Raw genomic sequence first — 22,657 nt, 5'->3', positions numbered from 1 at the left:
CATTCTGTTACGATACGATCGACTCCAATCGAAACGAGAGGACCATCCCCGCCATGAGAACCGTGTTTGTCGCATTGCCGTACGCGCGCCTGGGAGACGTGGCTCCGATTCTCGAGGGAGTCCGCCGTTTGAATCGCCGAGCGCGGGTCATCACCCTCGACGGCCGGTGGTGTCAGACCGCGGAGGGCCTGGTGATTCGGGCGGACGGCGCCGTCGAGGAGCCCGTCCCACCCGACGCGAGTCTGTGCGTCATTCCGGGAGGGCTGTATGAAGCCGACAGTTGGGCCGACCTTCGCTTGCACCGCTATCTGCGCCGGTTTTCCACGACCGGCGGCTATTTCGCCGCGTCCGGCGAAGGGGTGCTTTGCCTTGCGTCGGCGGGCATCTTGGGCGGCCTCCGCTTCACCGCACCCGCCGACGTGGTGGACGAACACGAGCCCCTCTTTCGCCACTCGGTGTTTGAGCCCGGCCCCATCGTGATCGACGGCAACGTCATCTCGTCGGACGGCTCAAACGCCCGCGCATTCTTTCAAGCGGTGTTCGAGCGATTGAACGTGGGCTCATGAACCGAAGGGAAAAGCGGCGCTTGTGGTATCATGAGCGTTGGTCCAAACGCATGGGGAGGCAGATGCATGAAACGTCGCACCATGTTCGCGGGTATGTGGATGGCGGCCGTCCTGGCCCTGACCGGCTGCGGCGCGACCGCCGGCAACACCTCGCCGGGCAATGTCGCGAATGCGACGAACGGGACAAGCCCGGACACCGCGTCCAACGAGACCCATCAGACGCTTGACACGGCGAACCCGCCGTATTTGCACACGTCGAACGAGCAGTGGTCGAGCATGCCCAAGATGTTCATCAACCCGAACAAAACCTACGACGCCATCGTGCACACGAACTATGGGACGTTCACCATCGAACTGTTCGCGAAGGATGCGCCGATCACGGTCAACAACTTTATCTTCCTGGCCGAACACCATTTCTATCACGATTGCACGTTCTTCCGCATCGTGAAGAACTTCGTGATCCAGACCGGAGATCCGCTAAACGACGGCACCGGCGGGCCCGGGTACACCATCCCTGACGAACTGAGCCACCAGGTCCCGTTCACCAAAGGCATCGTGGCCATGGCCAACACGGGCCAGCCGCACACAGGCGGCAGCCAGTTCTTCATCTGCACGGCCGACGATACGCAGGTGTTTCAGCCGCCCAACAACCGGTACACGGAGTTCGGGCGAGTCGTCTCGGGAATGGACGTGATCGACAAAATCGCCGCCATTCCGGTGACGACTAACCCGATGACCCAGGAGGACAGCTATCCGCTGAAGACCGCCTACATCGAATCGATTCAAATTCAAGAATCGTGAAGAAGGTGCGATGACGATTGCGGGACGCCCGGTTTCGCCAATACTTTTGGATCTTTATCGTCGTCCTCGCCGCCGTTTTGCTCAAGATCCGCATCGGGGGGAGCGTGCCGTACCCGCCGAGCTACGACAAACTCCCCGGCGGAGAGATTCGCGTCCACGTGACGGCGAAACCCATTGCCTCCGACGCCGTGGGTGAAGCCTGGAACCTAGAGAAACACGTGCAAAACGGGCAGGTCATCTACACGGCCAACCTGTACATGAACGGCCACGAGCAGCTTCTCTTTCCCGGCCTCGGCGTGAAACAGAAGACGCCCGAGGGCGTGCTGTACCGCTCAAACGGCAAGATCCGCTTTGACGGACAGGACTATCAGGCTGTCGAGCTGTTCGTCAACCGCAGCGGCAGCGCGGGTTACATCGACTTTGCCAAGGTGAAGACGTCCTGACGCAGACGTCGACGCCTTCACCGCGGGCAAAGCGCGGGCGTTTGCGCGCAGGTCACGCATTCGGCTGCTGTTCGGCCGCCTGCGCTTCGGCGCGACGAGACAAAGCCGCCTTGGCGAGGTTTCGGTAGACGACGTCGTCCATGGGCGGGTTGTGCAAGCCGGCCCGCACATCGCGGTAGTACCGTTCGAGCGGCAGCGCGCGCGACAGGCTGCGCCCGCCGACAATCCGCATGGCGAGATCGACCACCTGGTTCGCGGCGTTCGTCGCGAGCGTCTTCACGGCGCCGAACTGGGGTTGCAGCTTCACCCGCTCCTCCGGTGAAGCGGCGTCAAACCGGCGGGCGAGATCGTACAGGAGCGTGCGGGCCGCGAGCAGCTTGAGCTCCATCTCGCCGAGCTTCTGCTCCACATGCGGCACCTGGGCGATGGGGTGCGGCAGGGAATTCGGCCGGTAGGTCGCGGCATATTCCAGGGCAAAGTCGCGCGCCGCGAGCGCAATGCCGAGGTAGCACGCCGGGATGTGAAGCAGCCATCCGCTCCCGTCCGGCCGCCGCTCCGCCTGCACGCCCGGGCGCTGGATGACAATCACGCGTTCCTCCGGCACGAACACGTCCTTCAGCACGATGTCATGGCTGCCCGTGGCGCGCATGCCGAGCGTGTCCCACGTCTCGACGATCTCGACATCCTCCTGCCGCACGAGAAACTGGCCCACCACGTCCTCGTCCTGCACGGTGGCGGTCACCATGATCCAGGTGAGCGCGGGCGACAGCGTGCTGAACGTCTTGCGGCCCGTGATTCGATAGCCGCCGGGCACTTTCACGGCGGTCGTCTCGGGCTTGCCGCCGCGGCTTGGACTTCCCGTGGCCGGCTCCGTGGCGCAGCTGTTGATGAGCGCGCCGTCCCTCACGACCGTTTCACACACCATGCGGAACAGTTCATCCGGGAACGCCCCCGTCTCGCGCAGATGGAGCAGGATGCCCACATGCCAACCGATGGCCAGGGCAGTCGAGCCGTCCCCCTGCGCGAGGACCTCCTGGTGCATGAGCATCTCCTCGAGGCTCAGGCCGAGTCCCCCGTATTCCACGGGCACCGTCCAACGCACGTAGCCCGAGCGCTTCAGATCCTCAATATTCTCGAACGGAAAGTCCCCGGCCCGATCGTGCGCAGGCGCACGCTCGTGAAAGCGGCGCGCGAGGTCCCGCGTGACGCGCAGGCGTTCGCGCACGTCCTCGGGCAGCGCGGATTCTCCATAGACGTCGTACATGTCGTTTCGCCCCGCTTTCAGTCCATCAACGTTCCCGGGCGCTTCAGATTCGGCCCCTGGGTCAACACAAAATATTCGCGATCGCGCATGCGATGGACGGCCTTTTCGTCGTTCCCCCAAATGGCGCGATCCAGCTCCGACTGCGTGCGGTGGGCTCGAAAGGCCATCAGCTTCTGGCGCCGATGCGCCCGCACGTCCACCTCGACGAGCGCCTTCGCCGGCTGCGGATATCGCCTGAAGGCGGCGAGATCGTCGCCCCAGGCCACGTAGAACAGGCGGGCGTGATCGGCCACCCTGCGGTACCGCTCGAAAGCGAGGGTGGCAAAACGGCCCACCGCCGCGTGATCCGGGTGGCCGCCGAGCGGATCGTGAAATGTCACGACGCTCGCCGGCCGCTCTTCGGCGAGGAGGGATTCGATCCGGGCCGTCGCCTCGCCCTCCGGCACCATCTCAACCTCTTTGTCGCGATAGCCCAGAAGCACCAAGCGGCTTACGCCGAGCGCGGCGCACGCCTCCCGCAGCTCCTGTTCGCGGAGCGCGCCGAGCGACTCGCGCGTCGCCCGGAGCGGCACGCCGAGCCTTCTCCCCATCTCGCCGCGCGTGGCGCAGACGATCACGACGCGGTGCCCCTCGGCCGCGAGCTTCGCGAAGGTGCCCCCGGCGATGAAGGTCTCGTCGTCGGGATGGGCGAAGACGCCCATGACGGTGGCCATCGACTCATTCCACCTTTCCCACGTCGAGCGGTATTTTGCTCACGGTCGCGGTCTGGCGAACGCGATTCTGACCGTCGAGCCCCATCATCACCAATGCCGATCCGTCTTCGACGAATTCGGTGACGTCCTGAATGTAAAGCAGGCCGTCCGGGTCGCGGAAACGAAGGTGCACGCGATACAGCCCGTCGCCGAAGAGCCCCGCGTCCGCGAGCGTTGCACTCGCGTTGCGCAGATACGCCTCTGGATTGACCTCGAGGTGAACATAGACCCGCGTGCCGCGCCAAGCCTCGAGCATGGCCTTCGCCTCTGCGATGCCGAGCGTCCTCATGGCGCAAAGTCCCCCGGCTCGTCGCCCGTCGCCACGGGATTGTCGGGATACGAAACCCAGTCGCTCCAGCTGCCCGGATAGAGCTTCGCGGAAATCCCCGCAAGTTCCATCGCGAACAGGGTCGAGCAGGCCGTCACACCCGAGCCGCAGTACACGACAATCGGCTTTCCGCACGCCGCCAGTTCCCCGAAGCGGGCGCGCTGCTCCTCGGGCGAACGCCACGTGCCGTCCTCCCCGAGCCCCTGCTCCCAGGGGTGATTGATGGCGCCCGGGATGTGCCCGGCCTTGGGGTCGATGGGCTCCACGTCCCCGCGGTACCGCTCGGGGCTGCGCGCGTCGACGAGCACCAGACGGCCCTCCTGCGCGCCTTGGCGGACCTCGCGCATGTCTGCGATCTCGCCCTCGCGCAGGCGAATCTCGACGGCGCCAGGTCGGGGCGCGGGCACCTCCGACGTCACCGGCCTGCCCTCACGCGTCCATCGTTTCCATCCGCCATCGAGCATGCGCACGTCCTCGAGTCCGATGTGGCGCATCAGCCACCAGGCCCGGGCCGCCATCCCCTCCCCCGCGTCGTAGACCACCACCGTGGCGTGAGGTCGCACGCCGCACGCGGACAGCCGCGCGGCGAACCGATTCCAGTCGGGCAACGGATGGCGGCCGCCGTGCTGCGCTCTCGGCGATGACAGGTCGCGTTCCAAGTGGAGGTAGTACGCCCCCGGAATGTGGCCTTCCCGATACGCGCGCTCCCCGGCCTCCGGGTCCGACAACTGGAACCGGCAGTCGAAGATCACGACTTCGTCCGACGTGAGCCTCGCGGCGAGATCGCCCGGCTGGATCAAGCGCGCCGTCATGAAGAAGTCCCCCTTCGATGGAAGACGCGGGCGCCCGCCTGATCGATGGAGGTCACGATCATCTCATCGATGTTCACATGCGCCGGGCGAGTCACCGCGAACACGATGCAGTCTGCGATGTCGTCTGCCGTGAGGGGCCGCACGCCCTCGTACACCTTCGCCGCTTCCGAAGCGTCGCCGTGGAATCGGATGAGGCTGAATTCCGTCTCCACCATGCCCGGGTCGATCGACGTCACCCGCACGGGCTTGCCCAACAGCTCGTGGCGGAGCGCCTCCGTGATGGCGCGGACCGCGAACTTCGTCGCACAGTAGACGCTGCCCCCGGCGTACGACTCGTGCCCCGCGATGGAGCCAAGGTTGACGATGTGGCCGTCGCCCGAGGCCACGATGTGAGGCAGAAAGCGCTTGGTCATGCGCATGAGGCCCATGACGTTCGTGTCGAGCATCTCCTGCCAGTCGGCCTCATCCGCCGTCTCCACCGGATCGCGCCCCAAGGCCTTGCCCGCGTTGTTCACGAGCACATGCACTTTGCCAAAGTGCCCGATGACGCCTTGCACAAACGTGTCGATGCTCTGCACGCTCGTCACGTCCAGTTCGACCGCGAAGGCCGCCTTGCCCGTCTCCCGCGCGATCTCGTCGACCAGATCGGCGAGGCGCTCCTTGCGCCGCGCCCCCACGGCCACTTCAAAGCCGGCGCGCGCAAGCGCCAGGGCCGTCTGCCGGCCGATGCCGCTCGAAGCGCCGGTCACCACCGCGACTCTGCCGCGTCCATCGATTGCCATATGGCTTCACTCCCTTTCCAACCCTTTGGGCGGCCGTCGTGTCGGCGTTCGCCAGCACGCCATACGTTGAACTGTACAGTTGCCTCGTGCGAAGGAGGATGCTCGTCATGCCTTGCCCCGAAGTCGTCACCGGCCACGTCGCGATTCCTGGCGAAGATTTCCTCCGCATTCAGGAGGCCGTCGATCGCGGGCAAAACCTGTGGCGCCTAAGCCCTGTCCGCACCGCGCAGGAAGTCGGGACGCGCCACCTGGGGTTTCGAATGAACGACATCTACACCCTGGTCGAACAGTACCGCGACGCCGACAGCGGACTCATGTACGCCATCGTCCGGGTCAAGCACCGCGACTGCGTCTACCTGGTTCGCCTCTACCAACCGGTCAAGCAAGGTCCAGGCGGCATTTGGGTGGTGGAGTCGGTCGTCGAGATCACCTGACCACACTCACCGCATCCGGTCCCACATCGACGGCGGCAGTTTGCCGACCGTCTCCATGAGAAGCTCGTAGAGATCCGCGTCGAGCGCTTCTTCCGGCGACAGATTCTCCCGCTCCGCGAGCTGGCGAAGGGTCAGGCGTTCTTTGCGAAGCGTCCGCATCGCCTTCTGCCACTGCTGGACGTGCGGACCATGGTAGTCGATGAGGAACATCCACTTCTCCTCATCGATGGAAAGGCACGCCTTGAGCATGTCGGACACCACTTCGACCGTGGCGCCCTGTGCGCCGCGCTCAAACAGGCGCTGGCGAAAGACGTGCTTGATCAGGGCCTCCTCCGAGAACTCGAGCAAAAACGGCGGCATGATGTAGCCGACGGGCAGTTTCGCCCGTGCCGCCTGCATTTGCTCGGTGCGCTCCTGTTTCGCGAGCCGAATGACCTCGCGAATCCTCTCGAGTTCCTCCTCATATTCCTCGGGATGGCGAGCCTCCACCGGCAACTCGAAGCCCCAGGGGACGTTCGCCCGCTGTCCGCCGGCGATTCGCGTCGGCCGCCCGACCGTGTAGGTGATGAGGTGATCGTAGACCGGCTTGGCCACGCCGATGTACAGAAACAGCACGGTCTCGCCGCGGATGGGCTCGTAGGAATGACCCGCAGCCACCATGCTGCGCAAAAACCTGTCGCGGTTGGCCATGTCGTTGTACTTGCCGAGGTACAGGCTCGCCTTGAAGGCGCTGGACAGCCTGTCCTGATCGGTCGCGCGCAGCGCCACCACGCGGCCCGCCTGCGCCACGCGCCATCCTTGCTCTTCGAAACAGATGCGAATAAACTTTTCAATGTTGTCCAGATGTTCGTGGACGGGAACGAGATCGGTGAGAAACCGAAGTCGTGGATGTTCCAGGATGGCGGATCGATCGAGTTCGAACACCGCGCATCACCCGCCTTTCCCTGTGAGGGTGAAACGAATGCCGGTGATCATTGTATCAAAGATCGCCCGAAAGCGCGGAGAAGGGAGGGACGCACATGGCGACGCGCGTGGTCGTGGGCATGTCGGGCGGCGTGGATTCGTCCGTGACGGCGCTTCTCCTCAAGCAAGCGGGCTACGACGTGATCGGCGTGTTCATGAAAAACTGGGATGAGACGGACGAGAACGGCGCCTGCACGGCGGAACAGGACTTCGAGGACGTGCGCCGGGTCTGCGAGCAGATCGGAATTCCATACTACGGCGTCAACTTCGAGCGCGAATACGAGGAGCGCGTGTTTCAGCACTTCCTGGAGGAGTTTAAGCGCGGACGCACGCCGAACCCGGACGTGCTGTGCAACCGGGAAATCAAGTTCAAGGAGCTGCTCGACTGTGCGCTGGATCTCGGCGCCGACTACCTCGCCACGGGCCATTACGCCCGAGTCGAGCGGCTCGCCGACGGATCCGTGGCGCTTTTGCGGGGGCGAGATCGAAATAAAGATCAGACCTATTTCCTGCACATGTTGACGCAGGCCCCGCTCAAACGCGCCATGTTCCCCATTGGCCATCTGACGAAGGCCGAGGTGCGGCAGATTGCGCGCGATCACGGCCTGCACGTGGCCCAGAAGAAGGATTCGACGGGCATCTGCTTCATCGGCGAGCGCAACTTTCGCGCATTCCTTAAGCAGTACCTGCCCGCGCAGCCGGGCGCCATCGAGGACGTGGACGGAAACGTGCTCGGCAGGCACGACGGACTCATGTATTACACCATCGGCCAGCGCAAGGGCCTGGGGCTCGGGGGGCTTCCTGGGCGCGATCCGGCCCCGTGGTTCGTGGTGGACAAGGACCTCGCGCGAAATGTTCTCGTCGTGGCGCAGGGCCACGATCATCCGCGCCTGTACAGCCGGGCGCTCGCGGCGGACACGGTGAGCTTCATCGCGGAGCGCCCACCGGCCCATCGGTTCCGCTGCACGGCGAAATTCCGCTACCGCCAGGACGACCAGCCCGTGGAAGTGGAGATGACAGGCGAAGACACGTGCCGCGTCGTCTTCGACGAACCCCAACGTGCCATCACGCCCGGTCAGTCGGTGGTGTTCTACGACGGCGACGTGTGTCTCGGCGGCGGGATCATCGCATCGCGGGAACCGGCGGACGAGTGAGGAGTGGAGCGCTTGGAGACAAAAGACCTGGAACTGTTTCTCGCCGTGGCGCGCAACCGGTCCATCTCGCGCACGGCGGATCAACTCTACATGTCCCAATCCACCGTGACGAACCGCTTGCAGCGGCTCGAGCGCGATCTCGGCTGTCAGCTGTTCACGCGCACGCCGGGCGGGGTGCAGCTGACCGAAGAAGGCAAGCGCATTTATCCGCTCGCCGAGCGGATGGTGGACCTCGAGCGGCGCATGCTCGAGCCGTCGAAGCGGGCCGTGAGAACGCTTCGCGTGATGAGCGGCCGCGCCTTCGTCTCCACGGACGTGCCGAAGTGCCTGCACCAAATTCTGCAGATCGCGGAGGTGCGCCTGCAGGTCCGCATGGGGATGTACGAGGACATGGTGGAGGCGCTCATCGGCAACCAGGTGGACTTCTGCTTCCTGGGCGAACCCATCCACCACCCGCGCGTGCGGCTGATCGAGTATCCGCCGGACGCGATCGACCTCGTCGTCCCGCGGGGACATCGTTTCGTGCACGATCTTCCGTCCATCGGCGCGCTCGCGGAAGAGCCGTTCATCGCCTTCGCGGACACGACCGCGCCGTTCCGACGGCGCATCGCGATGCTGCTTGCCAAGTACAACGTGTACCCGGACGTGCGCATGGAGCTGGATTCGATCGACGGCATCAAGGCCATGGTGGCGCAGGGGCTCGGCATCTCGCTCCTGCCCCGGAGGACGCTGCACGACGCCGATGCGAAGGGGGTCGTCGCCATCCCGCTGTCGGATCCGCAATTTTGCCGCCCCACCTTTTTGGCGTATCCGGACGCCATCGAGCACGAAGAGCTGACGAAGGCGTTCATCGCGATTGTGACGCAGCACTACAGCGAAAAGTAATGGAGGCAGGGCACGAGGGGGCGCCACGACTGCCACAGGCGCCCCCTCGTTTTGCGCCCGCGGGACCATCCCCGTAGACCCTGAAAAGCAAACACCAGGCCGCCTGCTCGCGCAGAGCCAGGCGGCCTGGTGTTTGATGGGGCGTTTCTCAACGCCGGATGAGCTCTTGGGCCAATTCGTAGACGTGATCGACCGTGAACCCGTACTCGCGGACGACGATGTCGCCGGGCGCCGAAGCGCCGAAGCGATCGATGCCGAGCACCTTGCCGTCGAGGCCGACGAACTCGTACCAGCTCATCGGGTGCGCCATCTCCACCGCAAGGCGCTTGCGCAGCGCGCTCGGCAGCACGGACTCGCGATATGCGGCATCCTGCTCCAGGAACACGTCGATGGACGGGAACGAGATGACCCGCACCTTGACGCCTTCCTGGGCCAGGCGCTTGCCCGCCTCCAGCACGAGCTGGACCTCGGAACCGGAAGCCATGAGGGCGAGATCGGAGCCGTCCTCATGCTGGAAGACGATATAGCCGCCGCGATCGAAGTCGCCCTTGTGCGCCTTCACTTCGGCGAGCGTGGGCACCTTCTGGCGAGTCAGCGCGAGCGCCACCGGCTTGTCGCGGTGCGTGAGCGCATATTTCACCGCGAGCGCCGTCTCTGTGCCGTCCGCAGGGCGGAACACCCGCAACCCGGGGATGGCGCGCAGCGACGGCAGTTGTTCGATGGGCTCGTGCGTCGGGCCGTCCTCGCCCACGGCGATGGAGTCGTGCGTCAGCACGAACAGCGACGGCTGCTGCATGAGCGCCGCGAGGCGAACCGCCGGGCGCAGATAGTCGACGAACACGAGGAACGTGCCGGCATACGGGAACACCCCGCCGTGCAGGCAAATGCCGTTCATCATCGCGCCCATGGCGTGTTCGCGCACGCCGTAGAACACGTTCTTGCCCGCGTAATCGGGCGCCTTGAAGTGATCCTCGTCCTTGATCATCGTGTTGTTCGACTTGGACAGGTCGGCCGATCCGCCGAGCAGGGTCGGGATGTGCGGCGCGACGCTGTTGATGACCTTGCCGAACGCCTCGCGCGTCGCAATGGCATCGGTGAACTCAGGCAGGACCTTGTCGAAGTCGACATCCACCTTGCCCGCGAACGCCTGCTCGAACGTCCGGGCGAGATCGGCATGCGCCCTGGCGTACGCCTGGAACGCCTCGTTCCACGCCGCCTCCGCCTTCGCGCCCTTCTCCTTCACCTCGGCGAACAGCTTGCGCACCTCGTCCGGCACGTAGAACTCCTCTTCGTAGTGCCAGCCGTAGGTCGCCTTCGCGGCCTGCGCCTCTTCCTTGCCGAGCGGGCTGCCGTGCGCGTTGGCCGTGCCCTGCTTCTTCGGCGCGCCATATCCGATGATGGTCCGCACCTCGATGAGCGTCGGCGCGTTGGTGAACGACCTCGCCTTGGCGATGGCCGCCTCGATCTCCTCGAGGTTGTTGCCGTCCTCCACGCGCAGCACGTTCCAGCCGTACGCCTCGTACCGCTTCTTCACGTCCTCCGTGAACGCCCAATCGGTGGGGCCATCAAGGGAGATGTTGTTGGAGTCGTACAACACGATGAGGCGGTTCAGCTTCAAATGCCCCGCGAGCGAGCTCGCCTCGGCGCTGATGCCTTCCATCAGGTCGCCGTCCCCGCACAGGACGTATGTATAGTGATCGATCACGTTGTGCCCGTCGCGGTTGAACTTCGCCGCCAGGAACCGCTCCGCCATGGCCATGCCCACAGCCATCGCAATGCCTTGGCCGAGCGGACCTGTGGTCGCCTCGACGCCCGGCGTGTGACCGTACTCCGGATGACCGGGTGTCTTCGAACCCCACTGGCGGAACTGCTTCAGGTCGTCCAACGTGACATCATAGCCCGACAGGTGAAGCAACGAATAGAGCAGCATCGAGCCGTGTCCCGCCGACAGGACGAACCGGTCCCGATCCACCCACTTGGGATTTGCAGGATTGTGCTTCAGAAACCTTGTCCACAGCACGTACGCCATCGGCGCGGCGCCCATCGGCAAGCCGGGATGGCCGGAATTCGCCCGCTCCACGGCGTCGATCGACAGCGTGCGAATCGTGTTGACAGCCAATTGATCGATCTCTGTGTAGGGCATCATGTCCCACTCCCACTCCGTATTTTGAGCCGACATGCCTATGATACCACAATTGGTTCGTCCACCTGTGGCAATCGTCACGTTCCCGGCACAAGGCCCTGATCCCCGCGCGGCGGCGCGGAAACCAGGGCCGAATGACATCATATGAACAGGCAGGCCAGCGCGAGCGCGACGAGGACCATGCCGGCGATCACGTCCGCCGCCTTCAGCCGAATCACGCGCCAATACGTCCGCGCGTTCCACCGCTCCGCCGGCGGTCCGAAAAATCCGCGCGCTTCCATCGCGATGGCCAGCCGCTCGCTAACGCGGATGGACTGGGCGAGCAGCGGAAGCGCATAGCGGACCGGGCGCAGAAGCCACCAACCCTCGCGGCCGCGCACCCGGCGCGCCATCCGAAAGATCTCGAGATCGCGCGTGAAGCGGCCGAGAAACCCCGTTCCGGCCATCGCCCCGTACGACAGCTTGGGCGGCAGGTGAAACGACTCAGACAGGCCGACCATGAAATCGGTGCCGTCCGTCGTGGCGACGAGCACGTACGCGAGCACGACCGTGGCAGACGTGCGCAGCACGACGAGAAGCCCCTGCCACACGCCGTACCAACTCAGCCGAAACCAGAGCCAGTGCGCCACCGGCGTCCCGGGAGGGACCGCGGCGTTCGCCGCAAACGTCCACAGGTACACCGCATAGATGAGCAACAGAGGCGACAGGCGCCTGATGAGCTTCCACGGCGAAAGCCAGCCCATCGCAAAGGCCAGGACACCGACCAGCGCCCAGAGCCATCCCTCGGCCCGGAACGTGCGAGCGCAAAGCGCAATCGCCGCCACGCACAAAAGCGCCGTGGCCTTCACGTCCGGGTGCCAGCGCCGAAGGGGAGATCCGACGAGCGAGGGCTTGCGCCCGGGTTCGAGCCCCGCGTCGCGCGAATGTCTTCGCTCCAAAGGCGCCGTCTCGTCCAGGCGCGCCCGCCGCAAAAGCTCGCGATCCCGCAGCAGCCCATCCGGCGATCCGTCGTACGCCACCTCGCCTTCCGCAAGCACCACAACCCGGTCCGCGTGCGCCGCTACAAGGTCGAGATCGTGCGTCACGGCGATCACGGCCTTGCCCTCTTCGCAGAGCGCGTCGAGCCGGTCGAGGATCATCCGCTCCGACGCCTCGTCCTGCCCATAGGTCGGCTCGTCGACAAGCCACACGTCGGCGCCTTGGCGCATCATCACGGCCATGGCGAGGCGCCGTTTCTGCCCTTGGCTGATCCCAAACGGCGACTGATGGGCACAGCCCGCGAGTCCGAACGCCTTGAGCTCCCGCTCGATCTCGTCCGGCACCTCGTCCCCGAGCACGCGCCCGGCCATCTCGTCCGCCACGCGCTCGTACAGAAACTGATACTCAGGATTCTGAAACGCGTACGCGATGCGGCCGTGGCGGGCCTTCGCAGACATCCGGTCAAGCCGCTCGCCGCGAAACCTCACCTCGCCCTGCGTGGGCCGGCGGAGTCCCGCGAGCACTTCGAGCAGCGACGACTTGCCGGCTCCGTTCGCTCCGACAATCGCCAGCCACTCGCCGGGTCGGACGGCCACGTCGACGTTGCGCCACACTTCGCGATGACCATAGGCCAGCGCAAGGCCCCTCGCTTCGAGGACCGGCGCTTCTCCCGCGCGGACCGTCGCCCCTCGGCGCCGCGGCCTCGGCGCCCGGCGCGTGATCTCCTCCGGTCGGCGGTGCACCGTCGCCCGGCCGCCCGGCCCGAGCTCCACCACCGCGTCCGCCACATCGAGGAGCAGTTCGTACCGGTGCTCGATGACGAGCACCGTCTTCCCCGCCTCCTTGAGGCGGCGAATGACATCGTAGACGTGGCGGCGCGAGTCCGGATCCAGATTCGCCGTCGGCTCGTCGAGAATGACGAGATCGGCGTCCATCGCAAGCGCCGATGCGACGGCGAGCTTTTGCTTCATGCCACCCGAGAACACGGTGTGGCGCGCCTCAAGCCCCACATCGAGCCCCACCGCCTCCAAGGCGCTCCGCATGCGGGGTTTCATATCGTCCCTCGGCAGTCGCAGGTTCTCCAGCCCGAACGCGATCTCGTCATCCACTCGATGCATGCAGAACTGGAGATCCGGGTCCTGAAACACGTAGCCGATCTTGCCCGGCGCCTGAAGCTCGCGGGCGAGCCGAATTTCGCCCTCCACCCGCGCCTCAATGGAACGCGGAATAATGCCCGCGATGGCCATGGCGAGCGTGCTTTTGCCACAGCCGCTCGGTCCGATGAGGAGCAGGCATTCGCCCTTTGAGATGGAAAACGATACGCCGGCGAGCGCAGGTTCCGCCGCCTCTTCGTACGTCACGGCCAAATCGCGCACCTCGATGGCGACGGCCTTCTTGACCTCTGGAGACGCCGTCGTCATGCCGATTTCACCGACCGCTTTGCGATCTCGTAATTGCGCAGCGCCCCGGTGCGCGCGAGCGCGTCGGCGAGCGCCTTCGGCAACAGCCCCCCGAGCACCGCGCCGCTCACGAGCGAGATGAGGACAAAGGCGATCTGCGTGCCGAGATGCAGCTTGTCTCCGCCATATTGGAAGTACCATTGGAACATGAAGGCCGCGGACGCCAGCACGCCGGACAACGTGCACGTGCCCGCGTTCCACACGCGATAACCAAAGAGCAGAAAGGCGATCTCCGAACCGACCCCCTGAATGAGGCCGGAGATCATATTGGACAGCCCCCACTGCTCGCCGAGCAAGAGCTCCACCGCGGCCGCCACCAACTCCGCGATGAGCGCCGCTCCCGGCCGCCGCACGATGTAGGGCACCATCACGCCGGCGATCATCCAGAGCCCCGTCATCACGCCCTGAAGCGCGTACGCGGTCGCGGGAATGAGCGCGTAGAGCACGTCCCACACCCGATAAATCCCGCCGCACACGATGGCGAGGACCACCATCAAGATGACTTCGCGCAACTTCCACTTGGCCACGCAACCTCTCCCCTTTTTCGTGAAAGGGACCTTGGGAGAACCGCCGCCACAACGAAAACGCCCTTTTCACCACGCGGGGAAAAGGGCGCACATGGACCATGACGGGCACTTCCTCACGCTGGTATTACCCAGATCGAGTCCACAGGGTTGGCGGATATCCGCCTCTCAGCCTTTCGGCACCCCTAGGCCCTTCTCACGATGAAATTGTTTGACTTTAGTGTAGCATTGCGACGCAGGCGGCACAAGCTCGCTAGAACCGCTCTCGAATGAGGATGGCGGCGTTCAAAATGAGCAACACGTTGGACATGATCCAGAAGCCCGCCGCGCCTGTCCGAATGCCATGGCGCGGTGCGCCTCAGTTGCGAAACGCGCGCCGCAGATTCGCCATCTCAATCGCGCCAAGCGCGGCCTCCGCGCCTTTGTTGCCCGCCTTGGTGCCGGCGCGCTCGATGGCCTGCTCGAGGGTATCGGTGGTCAAGACGCCAAACAGCACGGGAACGCCCGTGTCGCGGCTGACCTGCGCGATGCCTTTCGCCGCCTCCCCCGCCACGTAGTCGAAGTGTGCGGTCGCGCCGCGAATTACGCAGCCGAGCGCCACCACCGCGTCGTAGCGCCCGGATTCGGCCATCCAGCGCGCCACCACCGGAATCTCGTATGCGCCAGGCGCCCACGCGAGCTCGATGTGTTCCTCGGGCACGCCGTGACGCCGGAGCGCGTCCAGAGCGCCTTCCACCAGCTTGCTTGTGATGAAATCGTTGAACCGAGACGCCACGATGCCGATGTGCAAGCCCTGTCCGAGCAAATTCCCTTCATACACGCGCACGTGTCATGCTCCTCTCCATGAGATGCGTCTCCCTGACGTTACAGATTGAGCAGATGCCCCAACTTGTCCCGCTTGGTGCGCAGGTACGCCTCGTTGTATGGATTGCGGTCCACCTCGAGCGGCACCCGTTCCACGACTTCGAGCCCGTGCCCCGCAATGCCCTTTAGCTTGCGCACGTTGTTCGTCAGAAGGCGCATTTTCCGAATGCCGAGATCGCGCAAGATCTGCGCCCCGATGCCGTAGTCGCGGAGATCGTCGGCGAAGCCGAGCCGGTGGTTCGCCTCCACCGTGTCCAGGCCCTGATCCTGAAGCGCATAGGCGCGGATTTTATTCAATAGGCCGATCCCGCGCCCTTCCTGGCGCAGGTACAGCAGCACGCCCTTGCCTTCCCTCGCAATTTGGCGCAGCGCGGCGTGAAGTTGGGGCCCGCAATCGCAGCGCAGCGATCCGAACGCGTCGCCGGTCAGGCATTCGGAATGGACCCGCACGAGCGTCGGCTCTCCGTCCGACACGTCGCCCATCACGAGGGCGATGTGCTCCTTGTCGTCGATCTCGCTCTCGTACACCACCGCCCGAAAGTGTCCATACGCCGTGGGCAACTCCGCTTCGGCCGCCCTTCGGACGAGCTTTTCGGTGCGCTTGCGGTACGCGATGAGGTCGGCGATGGTGATGAGCCTCAGGCCAAATCGCTCTGCCACCTGCTCGAGCTGAGGCAGGCGCGCCATGGTGCCGTCCTCGTTCAAGATCTCGCAGATGACGCCCACCTCGGGCTCGCCGCAGAGCCGGGCGAGATCGACCGCCGCCTCCGTGTGGCCGGCGCGGCGGAGCACGCCGCCAGGCTTCGCGACGAGCGGAAACACATGGCCAGGCTTGCGAAAGTCGTCCGGACCCGTGTCCTCCGACACGATGGCTGCGATGGTCTCCGCGCGCTCGTATGCGGAAATGCCCGTGTGGGTGGTGGCGAGATCGACCGACACCGTGAAGGCCGTGCCGTAGTTGTCCGTGTTGCGCTCGTACATCGCCTCGAGGCCGAGGCGCCTGGCGCGCTCCTCGGTGATGGGCACGCACAAGAGCCCGCGGCCGTGCGTGATCATGAAGTTCACGACGTCCGGCGTGGCGCGGCTGCCGAGCGCGACGAAGTCCCCCTCGTTCTCCCGGTCCTCATCGTCGACGACAATCACGACGCGGCCTTGGCGCAGGTCCTCGAGCGCCTCTTCGATGGTGTTCATGACCCCATTCCCCCTCTTATCTCAAAAACCCGTGCCGCGCCAGAAACTCCGCACGGATTCCGCCCGGTGCCCCGGTATCCCCCCGGTACGCCAGGAGGCGCTCCACATACTTGGCGATCACGTCGCACTCGATGTTGACCGTCTCGCCCGATCGGATCTCGCCGAACCGGGTGACCGCCTGGGTGTGCGGAATGATGGATACGGAGAATCGATCCTTTTCCGCACGCATGATGGTGAGGCTGACGCCGTCGACGGCCACGGATCCCTTGTCGACCATGTAGCGCGCGAGGGCGGGATCGACGCGAATGACCAACACGCGCGCGTCGCCATCCGGGCGCACCTCCGCGACGTGACCCGTGCCGTCGACGTGTCCTGACACGATATGCCCGCCGAACCGCCCGTCCGCGCGCATGGCGCGCTCCACGTGCACGCGGCCTCCCGGCTGGAGCCCACCGAGGTTGGTCCGCCGCAGGGTCTCGGGAACCGCCGTGGCGGTAAACGTTCCACCGCTCAGGCTCTCCACCGTGAGACAGACTCCGTTCACGGCGACGCTGTCGCCGACGTGAAGATCGTCCATCAGAAACGGCGCCTCGAAGGTGAACGTCGCCCCTCCCGTGTGACGCGAGACCGCAGCGAGGCGCGCCGTCCCTTCCACAATACCTGTGAACATGCTCACACCTCCTCACGATAGCGAACCCGCCCTGTGAGGACGAGATCGTCGTCCAGCCACTCGATGCTCACATCGTGAAGTTCCGCCGCTTCCGACATCGACTGCGTGACAGCGCCTTGCAGCGCGGACAGTCCCCCTGCGAGGAGCTTCGGCGCCAGGTACACGCGAACCTCGTCGATCAGCCGCATCTGAAGCAGTGCCGACGCGAGCGTCGGGCCTCCTTCGAGGAGAAGGGCATTGGCGCCTTCCTCCGCCACGGCGCGCAGGGCCTCATCGAGATGGAGGCGTCCATCGCGTTCCGATACGGGAACGACGCGGACGCCGCCGCGATCGATGAGGCGGGCCGCAGCCTCGGTCCGCGCGGCGCGATGGGATGTCAGAATCAGCGTCCGCCCGGGCGCAGCGAGCAGCCGTGCGGTGGGCGGGGTGCGAAGGTGCGTGTCAAACACCACGCGAAGTGGCTGGCGATCCCGCCTTGTTCCCGCGGCGAGATCGCGAGCGGTCAACTCAGGATTGTCCGCGAGGACCGTCCCGACGCCGACGCCAATGGCGGGGATGATCTGTCGCAGCCGATGCACGTCGACCCGCGCTGCGGGACCGGTCACATACTGGCTGTGCCCGCTCGACGCGGCGACGTGACCGCTCAGGGTCATGGCGACCTTGTAGATCACATACGGTCGGCCGGTGCGGACGCGGTGAAAGAAGTGGCGGTTCAGATCGCGCGCTTCTTTTTCGAGCACGCCCACCTCGACCTCGATCCCGGCGTCGCGCAGACGGTTGACGCCGAGCCCGGCTGTGCGGGGATCGACATCGAGCGCAGCCACCACCACGCGCCGCACGCCCGCGGCGAGGATGGCATCCGTACAGGGCGGAGTACGCCCATGGTGATTACACGGCTCGAGCGTGACGTAGAGTGTCGCGCCTCGCGCGCGCTCGCCGGCCATGCGCAGCGCGTGCACCTCCGCGTGCGGCGTTCCCGCCTCGAGATGTGCGCCCTGCCCCACGATGAGGCCGTCATGCACCACGACGCAGCCGACCATGGGGTTTGGCGACGTCTGTCCTTCGCCCAGGCGCGCCACGTCGAGGGCCATGCGCATATATCGCTCGTCTTCGGTCAAGGTCCCTCCCCCTTCCGCGCCATGAAAAAAGCCCCTGGCATCCAGGGGCATAAAGGCAGAATGTCGGCACGTTGAACAAGCGCATGGTGCGCTCACACGCCGCCATCCTTCTTTCATCCGGACTATACCGTCGGTACTGGAATCTCACCAGTTCGTGCCTTGCGGCTCGTGGACTGACCGAGTCGTGCGCTCGGATCACCACCGATCGGGAATTGGCCTCTCGGCCTCACCCTGCCCCGAAGGATTGCGCGTCTCACGGATTCAGTTGTTGTCTTCCATCATGGACGAATCGAGGCCGGATCGCAAGTCCCGGCGCCGCTGCAGGTATGCCAGCGCGTACACGAGCGCGATGGCGACGATGACGGCCGCTGTGATGAGATCCCCTGACGCCTGTTCGACGAGCGACAGCCCAACGCCGCAGAGCGCAATGAAAGGCGGCAGGGGCCAGAGCGGCATGCGAAACGGCGCCTCGGCCGAGCCGCGCCGCAGGCGGTGCACGACGGCCGACACCGCCACGAGCAGGTAGATGATCACGATGATCACGCCGGTGAAGGTGATGAGGTTGTTGAGCGACGTGAAATAGCAGAGTATCGCGTTGCCCACCCCGAGCAGCACGAACCCCCACTTTGGCACGCCGCGGCGATTCATGCTGGCAAAGAACTGGTTGACAGGTCCTGGCCAACTCCCATTCCGCGCGGCGTCCAGATAGATGCGCGCGTAGGCGAGGTTGCCCGTGAGGCCGGTATCGAACATGGCGATCACGACGCCGACAAGCAAGACGGTCGCCCCCGCCTGGCCTGCGGCCGATTGCGCGATGGACACGAGAGGCAAGTAGGACGACGGCACGGCGGTGAACGAGGCGTGTGGCACGGCGAGCGTCGCCGCCATCACGGCGAGAACCTCCACCACCACGCTGAGGAATGCGGCCAAGAGGACGGCGCGGGGCAGGACGCGCCGAGTCTCCACGGTCTCTTCCGCAAAATAGAGGGGCCAATCGTAGCCGTTAAACGCAAACAGCGCCGGGACCACCGCGGCCAGGAGGTCCTGCCAGCCGACGGTCTGCGGGGCGTGATCGACCACGATAGGATACGTGAGGCGCCCGAGGTACGCGAGCGGATGTTGCGCGTGCGCAAACGCCAGCGCCGTGAATGCGAGGATGACCACGAGCTCCAGCACGAGCATCGCCGTCGCCACGGCGCTCGTCGCGCCGATGCGCTCCAGCGAAAGCCAGGTGACGATGGCCATCATCGCGACCGCCGTCCAGTTGACAGGGAGCGCCGGTATGAGCGAATGCAGGTACGAGGCGGCGGACACGAGGATGCTGGCGGTGATCACGACGCCGAGCACGAGAAAGAGAAAGACGGCGATGAAGCCAAACGGCTCGCCCAGCACCCGTTGCACGATGCGGTACGCGCCGCCCGCGCCAGGATACGCGGACCCGAGTTCCGCGTAGCAAAATGCCATAGACAGCGCGATGCATGCGCCGATGACGAACGCCCAGAACACGCCGGTGCCCGCCTGGAACAAGGCCGTGTTGTACACGAGAAACACGGACGTGGTTGGCGAAATGGCGGCGATGGCGATGGCGAGCACTTGGCGCAAACCGAGCGATCGGCGAAATCCCCCACCTTCCGAACGCTGCACGACATCTCCTCCCCACGAAGCGGCGCGTGCGCGCGCGACGCGCTTCAGCCTACTCACAGCTTGAGTATACAGAATCCACGGACGATTTTGCAGGAATTGCATAGCACGAAAGGGAAGTGTATAACCCTTTGTGAGTCGTATGGTTTGATTCTGGCTCACGAGGAGGCGATGCCTGTGGCGAAGATGAAAGCGGTGGGTCTGTACCGATACCTGCCCATCTCGGATCCGGAGAGCCTGTTGGACCTGGAGGTGGAGCGGCCTCGCCCGCATGGCCGCGATCTGTTGGTTAAGGTTCATGCCGTGTCCGTCAATCCCGTCGATACGAAGATCCGCGCGCCGAAAGACAAAGTGGAGTCCACGCCCAAAATCCTCGGCTTTGACGCCGCCGGGATCGTCGTCGAAACAGGACCGGATTGCGAGTGGTACAAGCCAGGCGACGAAGTGTTCTACGCCGGCAGCAACGTGCGGCAAGGCACAAACGCGGAATACCACCTCGTGGACGAGCGCATCGTAGGCCGCAAGCCGAAGGCGCTCGACTTTGCCGAAGCTGCCGCGCTGCCGCTCACAAGCCTGACAGCGTGGGAGGCGCTCGAGGACCGACTCCGTTTCTCGCTCGAGCCAGGTGCGAATCGCGGCACGGCGCTCCTCATCATCGGTGCGGCTGGGGGCGTGGGTTCCATCGCAACCCAGTTGGCCAAGCGCGCTGGGTTCACGGTCATCGGCACGGCGTCGAGGCCCGAGACGCGGGAATGGGCGTTGCGGCACGGCGCGGACCACGTCATCGATCACACGCGCCCGTTCCGGCCACAGCTCGAAGGGCTCGGCTTCCACGACGTCCATGCCATCCTGTGCCTCAACGCCACCGACAAACACTGGGAATCGATGGCGGACGTCATTGCGCCGCAGGGCAAGATTTGCTCCATCGTGGAGACGAGCACCTTACTGAATCTGGAACTGCTGTTTGGCAAGAGCGTGACATTCGCGTGGGAGCTCATGTTCACGCGGCCGCGGTACCAGACGGCGGACATGGCCAGGCAGCGTGACATCCTGAATCGGGTGGCTCGTCTCGTCGACGCGGGCGAGATTCAAACCACCATGACGGAGCACTTGTCGCCCATCAACGCGGAGAATCTGCGTAAGGCGCATGCGAAGCTCGAGTCCGGCAGAACCATCGGCAAAATTGTACTCTCGGGATTCTGAAAGAGGAACCGGGAGCGAGCGGCTTAGCGCTCGCTCCTTTTCACGGCGCGGAGGGCGGATCGGCTGCGGGAGGCGACCGAACTCGCCGTCGAGATGATGGACATGAAGGTGTCGGACATCCTCGAGATCTCCCGTTGTCATTCCTACTGTGTACGAAACGCGCAACGCTTGCCCCGCATGGTTTTCGATGATCAGGCCGGCGCCGATCAGCGCGTAGAAGGCGAGCGAAGCCATCACATGGACGCCCGCTCCATTTCCGACACGGTCACCGGCTTTTCCTTGCTCCGGTGCTGGCCAAGGAAGAGCGCCACGAGGATCATCGCGCCGCCGACGTAAAACAACGCGGACGGACGTTCGCCAGTGACAGCAATGGAAATCAGCACGCCGAACACCGGCTGCAGATACAGCGTGATGGCCGCGCTCGCCACATCATGGTCTTGCAGCACGAGGATCCAGATGAGATACGCCAAGGCTGTGGCAAAAAACGCGAGAAAGACGAGGCTCCAGAGGCTTGCCGGCGTCACGTGGCGCGGCCAAGCGAAGCCCGTCCAGGCGTCGATGGGCACGCAGCCGATCCCGGCCGCAAGCAGCATGATGCTCGTTGCGCCGGCCGCAGACACGTCGGCCGTGAGCCGGCCGGAGATGGCATTGTAGATGGCGTAGCAGGCCACCGCGCCGAGCATGAGGAGATCGCCCAGCAGGTAACCGGTAAACCCGGGCCGCGGACAGCCGGCGACGACCCAGGCGCCTGCGGCCGCGAGCAACATGGCCAGCCAGCGCCGCGGACCCAGAGGCGTGCGAAACGCGAAGGCCGACACCACGAGCGTGAGGAGAGGTTCAAGCGCAATCGACACGGCGCCAAGCGCCGGCGAAGACACACGAATGCCCTCCGTCTCCATGGTCACCGGCACGGTGAAGCCGAGAAGACCGAGCAGCGCAACGCGCAGCACCTTCTTCCACGTCCACACGCCCTGGCGCAAATCGCGCACGACGAAGGGCAAGAGCACCAGGCCGCCAATGATCATCCGCGCCATCACGATGACGGGCGGTGAAAAGCTGACCGCGGCGAGTCCCGTCGCCGTGAAACTCGCGGACCAGATCAGATTGGCTAAGATGAGCAGCACAAACAATCCCCATTTCGGAATACGCAACAAGCCGGCCCCCTCCGTAGCTAATCTACGCCGAGTGACCGGCCCAACTCAAGCCGCCACATCTTCCAGAATCCCACGCCTACCTGAACATCGTGGGTCTGCGCCCCGTGCGCGGCCGCGACCGATCGCGGCGCTCAAGCACCAGATAGTGGTCGGTCACGTAGGTCAGCCGATAGCCGTGCCGTTCCAGCTTCCGAATCACATCGCCGACCGTCATCCCGAGATAATCAGCGATCACGACGCTCTCGTCGGAACTGCTCCCGGCGTTGACCACGATTTCGGCGCTGCCGGTCACCAGCGGATGCAGAATGACCACCATAGTTCCACCTCCATGCTGTATCGAATGCATGAAGGGTCGGTGGTGTCCCTCCCGCGGCGCAGCGACTCAGGGCAGCGCCACGAGCCACAGGATGATCCACTGCAGGGCGTCGATGAGCACGCCCATCCCCATGTCCAAGATAAGCTGCAACACGCCATCCCCCCATCCCGCATGGCGCCGGATGGCCGTAGCGTGTGCCATGCGCACCGGG

The 22,657-nt window shown here is 65.0% G+C and carries 24 protein-coding genes and 2 riboswitches; of the genes, 7 read left to right on the top strand and 17 right to left on the bottom strand.

Annotated elements, in window-relative coordinates:
* Window positions 1-53: 53 nt before the first annotated feature.
* The 3 genes from J3481_RS02895 to J3481_RS02885 all read left to right on the top strand — a co-directional run bounded on the left by J3481_RS02895 (window position 54) and on the right by J3481_RS02885 (window position 1,810).
* Window positions 54-566, top strand: coding sequence for a DJ-1/PfpI family protein (locus J3481_RS02895; RefSeq protein WP_206831415.1), 513 nt, complete (start codon window positions 54-56; stop codon window positions 564-566).
* Window positions 567-632: 66 nt separating this feature from the next.
* Window positions 633-1,367 carry a peptidylprolyl isomerase gene (locus J3481_RS02890; protein ID WP_206831414.1) on the top strand — a complete coding sequence of 245 codons (735 nt, stop codon included), beginning with the start codon at window positions 633-635 and terminating at the stop codon, window positions 1,365-1,367.
* Window positions 1,368-1,384: 17 nt separating this feature from the next.
* A complete protein-coding gene (locus J3481_RS02885; RefSeq protein WP_206831413.1) occupies window positions 1,385-1,810 on the top strand; it encodes a hypothetical protein in 426 nt (141 codons plus the stop codon).
* Between the two features lie 52 nt (window positions 1,811-1,862).
* Here J3481_RS02885 and J3481_RS02880 read toward each other — a convergent pair whose 3' ends face one another.
* The 5 genes from J3481_RS02880 to J3481_RS02860 are packed head-to-tail and all read right to left on the bottom strand — an operon-like array spanning window position 1,863 to window position 5,748.
* Complete coding sequence (locus J3481_RS02880; protein ID WP_206831412.1) at window positions 1,863-3,074, bottom strand: acyl-CoA dehydrogenase family protein; 1,212 nt, start codon at window positions 3,072-3,074, stop codon at window positions 1,863-1,865.
* A 17-nt stretch (window positions 3,075-3,091) separates the two neighbouring features.
* On the bottom strand, window positions 3,092-3,787 hold the full coding sequence (locus J3481_RS02875; protein WP_206831411.1) for a PIG-L family deacetylase: 696 nt from the start codon (window positions 3,785-3,787) through the stop codon (window positions 3,092-3,094).
* A gap of 4 nt (window positions 3,788-3,791) precedes the next feature.
* Window positions 3,792-4,115 (bottom strand): DUF1806 family protein, encoded by a 324-nt coding sequence (locus J3481_RS02870; RefSeq protein ID WP_206831410.1) that lies wholly within the window; start codon window positions 4,113-4,115, stop codon window positions 3,792-3,794.
* Window positions 4,112-4,966, bottom strand: a complete 855-nt coding sequence (locus J3481_RS02865; protein WP_206831409.1) for a sulfurtransferase — start codon at window positions 4,964-4,966, stop codon at window positions 4,112-4,114. Before J3481_RS02865 ends, J3481_RS02870 begins: the two co-directional genes overlap by 4 nt.
* Window positions 4,963-5,748, bottom strand: a complete 786-nt coding sequence (locus tag J3481_RS02860) for an SDR family NAD(P)-dependent oxidoreductase (protein ID WP_206831407.1) — start codon at window positions 5,746-5,748, stop codon at window positions 4,963-4,965. Before J3481_RS02860 ends, J3481_RS02865 begins: the two co-directional genes overlap by 4 nt.
* 107 nt (window positions 5,749-5,855) lie before the next feature.
* Between J3481_RS02860 and J3481_RS02855 the strand changes: the two genes are divergently transcribed.
* Window positions 5,856-6,182: a hypothetical protein gene (locus J3481_RS02855; RefSeq protein WP_206831405.1), complete on the top strand. Its 327-nt coding sequence runs from the start codon at window positions 5,856-5,858 to the stop codon at window positions 6,180-6,182.
* Between the two features lie 6 nt (window positions 6,183-6,188).
* On the opposite strand, the gene J3481_RS02850 is transcribed toward J3481_RS02855, so the two are convergent.
* Complete coding sequence (locus J3481_RS02850; protein ID WP_206831403.1) at window positions 6,189-7,106, bottom strand: hypothetical protein; 918 nt, start codon at window positions 7,104-7,106, stop codon at window positions 6,189-6,191.
* 95 nt (window positions 7,107-7,201) lie between these two features.
* Between J3481_RS02850 and mnmA the strand changes: the two genes are divergently transcribed.
* Both mnmA and J3481_RS02840 read left to right on the top strand, forming a co-directional pair.
* On the top strand, window positions 7,202-8,299 hold the full coding sequence (mnmA, locus tag J3481_RS02845) for a tRNA 2-thiouridine(34) synthase MnmA (protein WP_206831401.1): 1,098 nt from the start codon (window positions 7,202-7,204) through the stop codon (window positions 8,297-8,299).
* Between the two features lie 3 nt (window positions 8,300-8,302).
* A complete protein-coding gene (locus tag J3481_RS02840) occupies window positions 8,303-9,184 on the top strand; it encodes a LysR family transcriptional regulator (protein ID WP_407929314.1) in 882 nt (293 codons plus the stop codon).
* Between the two features lie 148 nt (window positions 9,185-9,332).
* Here the strand turns inward: J3481_RS02840 and tkt are convergent, their stop codons facing one another.
* The 8 genes from tkt to J3481_RS02800 all read right to left on the bottom strand — a co-directional run bounded on the left by tkt (window position 9,333) and on the right by J3481_RS02800 (window position 19,776).
* Entirely contained in the window at window positions 9,333-11,330 is a 1,998-nt protein-coding gene (gene tkt, locus J3481_RS02835; protein ID WP_407929313.1) for a transketolase, read from the bottom strand.
* 137 nt (window positions 11,331-11,467) lie between these two features.
* Window positions 11,468-13,726, bottom strand: a complete 2,259-nt coding sequence (locus tag J3481_RS02830) for an ATP-binding cassette domain-containing protein (RefSeq protein ID WP_206831396.1) — start codon at window positions 13,724-13,726, stop codon at window positions 11,468-11,470.
* Window positions 13,723-14,292, bottom strand: coding sequence for an ECF transporter S component (locus J3481_RS02825; RefSeq protein ID WP_206831395.1), 570 nt, complete (start codon window positions 14,290-14,292; stop codon window positions 13,723-13,725). Before J3481_RS02825 ends, J3481_RS02830 begins: the two co-directional genes overlap by 4 nt.
* Window positions 14,293-14,385: 93 nt before the next feature.
* A riboswitch (TPP riboswitch) is annotated at window positions 14,386-14,486 on the bottom strand.
* A gap of 161 nt (window positions 14,487-14,647) precedes the next feature.
* Window positions 14,648-15,115: a 6,7-dimethyl-8-ribityllumazine synthase gene (gene ribH / locus J3481_RS02820; RefSeq protein ID WP_206831394.1), complete on the bottom strand. Its 468-nt coding sequence runs from the start codon at window positions 15,113-15,115 to the stop codon at window positions 14,648-14,650.
* A 38-nt stretch (window positions 15,116-15,153) separates the two neighbouring features.
* A complete protein-coding gene (locus tag J3481_RS02815; protein WP_206831393.1) occupies window positions 15,154-16,344 on the bottom strand; it encodes a bifunctional 3,4-dihydroxy-2-butanone-4-phosphate synthase/GTP cyclohydrolase II in 1,191 nt (396 codons plus the stop codon).
* Window positions 16,345-16,360: 16 nt separating this feature from the next.
* On the bottom strand, window positions 16,361-17,014 hold the full coding sequence (locus tag J3481_RS02810) for a riboflavin synthase (protein ID WP_206831392.1): 654 nt from the start codon (window positions 17,012-17,014) through the stop codon (window positions 16,361-16,363).
* A gap of 2 nt (window positions 17,015-17,016) precedes the next feature.
* A complete protein-coding gene (gene ribD / locus J3481_RS02805; RefSeq protein ID WP_206831391.1) occupies window positions 17,017-18,132 on the bottom strand; it encodes a bifunctional diaminohydroxyphosphoribosylaminopyrimidine deaminase/5-amino-6-(5-phosphoribosylamino)uracil reductase RibD in 1,116 nt (371 codons plus the stop codon).
* Window positions 18,133-18,233: 101 nt separating this feature from the next.
* Window positions 18,234-18,380: riboswitch (FMN riboswitch) on the bottom strand.
* Window positions 18,381-18,393: 13 nt separating this feature from the next.
* Window positions 18,394-19,776: an APC family permease gene (locus tag J3481_RS02800; RefSeq protein ID WP_206831390.1), complete on the bottom strand. Its 1,383-nt coding sequence runs from the start codon at window positions 19,774-19,776 to the stop codon at window positions 18,394-18,396.
* Between the two features lie 168 nt (window positions 19,777-19,944).
* Between J3481_RS02800 and J3481_RS02795 the strand changes: the two genes are divergently transcribed.
* Window positions 19,945-20,976 carry a zinc-binding alcohol dehydrogenase family protein gene (locus J3481_RS02795; RefSeq protein ID WP_206831450.1) on the top strand — a complete coding sequence of 344 codons (1,032 nt, stop codon included), beginning with the start codon at window positions 19,945-19,947 and terminating at the stop codon, window positions 20,974-20,976.
* A gap of 233 nt (window positions 20,977-21,209) precedes the next feature.
* Here J3481_RS02795 and J3481_RS02790 read toward each other — a convergent pair whose 3' ends face one another.
* The 3 genes from J3481_RS02790 to J3481_RS02780 all read right to left on the bottom strand — a co-directional run bounded on the left by J3481_RS02790 (window position 21,210) and on the right by J3481_RS02780 (window position 22,653).
* Window positions 21,210-22,127, bottom strand: coding sequence for a DMT family transporter (locus J3481_RS02790; RefSeq protein WP_206831449.1), 918 nt, complete (start codon window positions 22,125-22,127; stop codon window positions 21,210-21,212).
* 79 nt (window positions 22,128-22,206) lie between these two features.
* Complete coding sequence (locus J3481_RS02785) at window positions 22,207-22,446, bottom strand: hypothetical protein (RefSeq protein ID WP_206831389.1); 240 nt, start codon at window positions 22,444-22,446, stop codon at window positions 22,207-22,209.
* A gap of 66 nt (window positions 22,447-22,512) precedes the next feature.
* The gene (locus tag J3481_RS02780; RefSeq protein ID WP_206831387.1) at window positions 22,513-22,653 is read right to left on the bottom strand and encodes a hypothetical protein; all 141 of its coding nucleotides are present in this window, start codon (window positions 22,651-22,653) and stop codon (window positions 22,513-22,515) included.
* Window positions 22,654-22,657 lie beyond the last annotated feature (4 nt).

The organism is Alicyclobacillus fructus (genome assembly GCF_017329605.1).
Classification (GTDB): domain Bacteria; phylum Bacillota; class Bacilli; order Alicyclobacillales; family Alicyclobacillaceae; genus Alicyclobacillus; species Alicyclobacillus fructus.
Note: the sequence above shows the minus strand (reverse complement) of the source record. Positions and strands in the feature narration are given on the sequence as shown.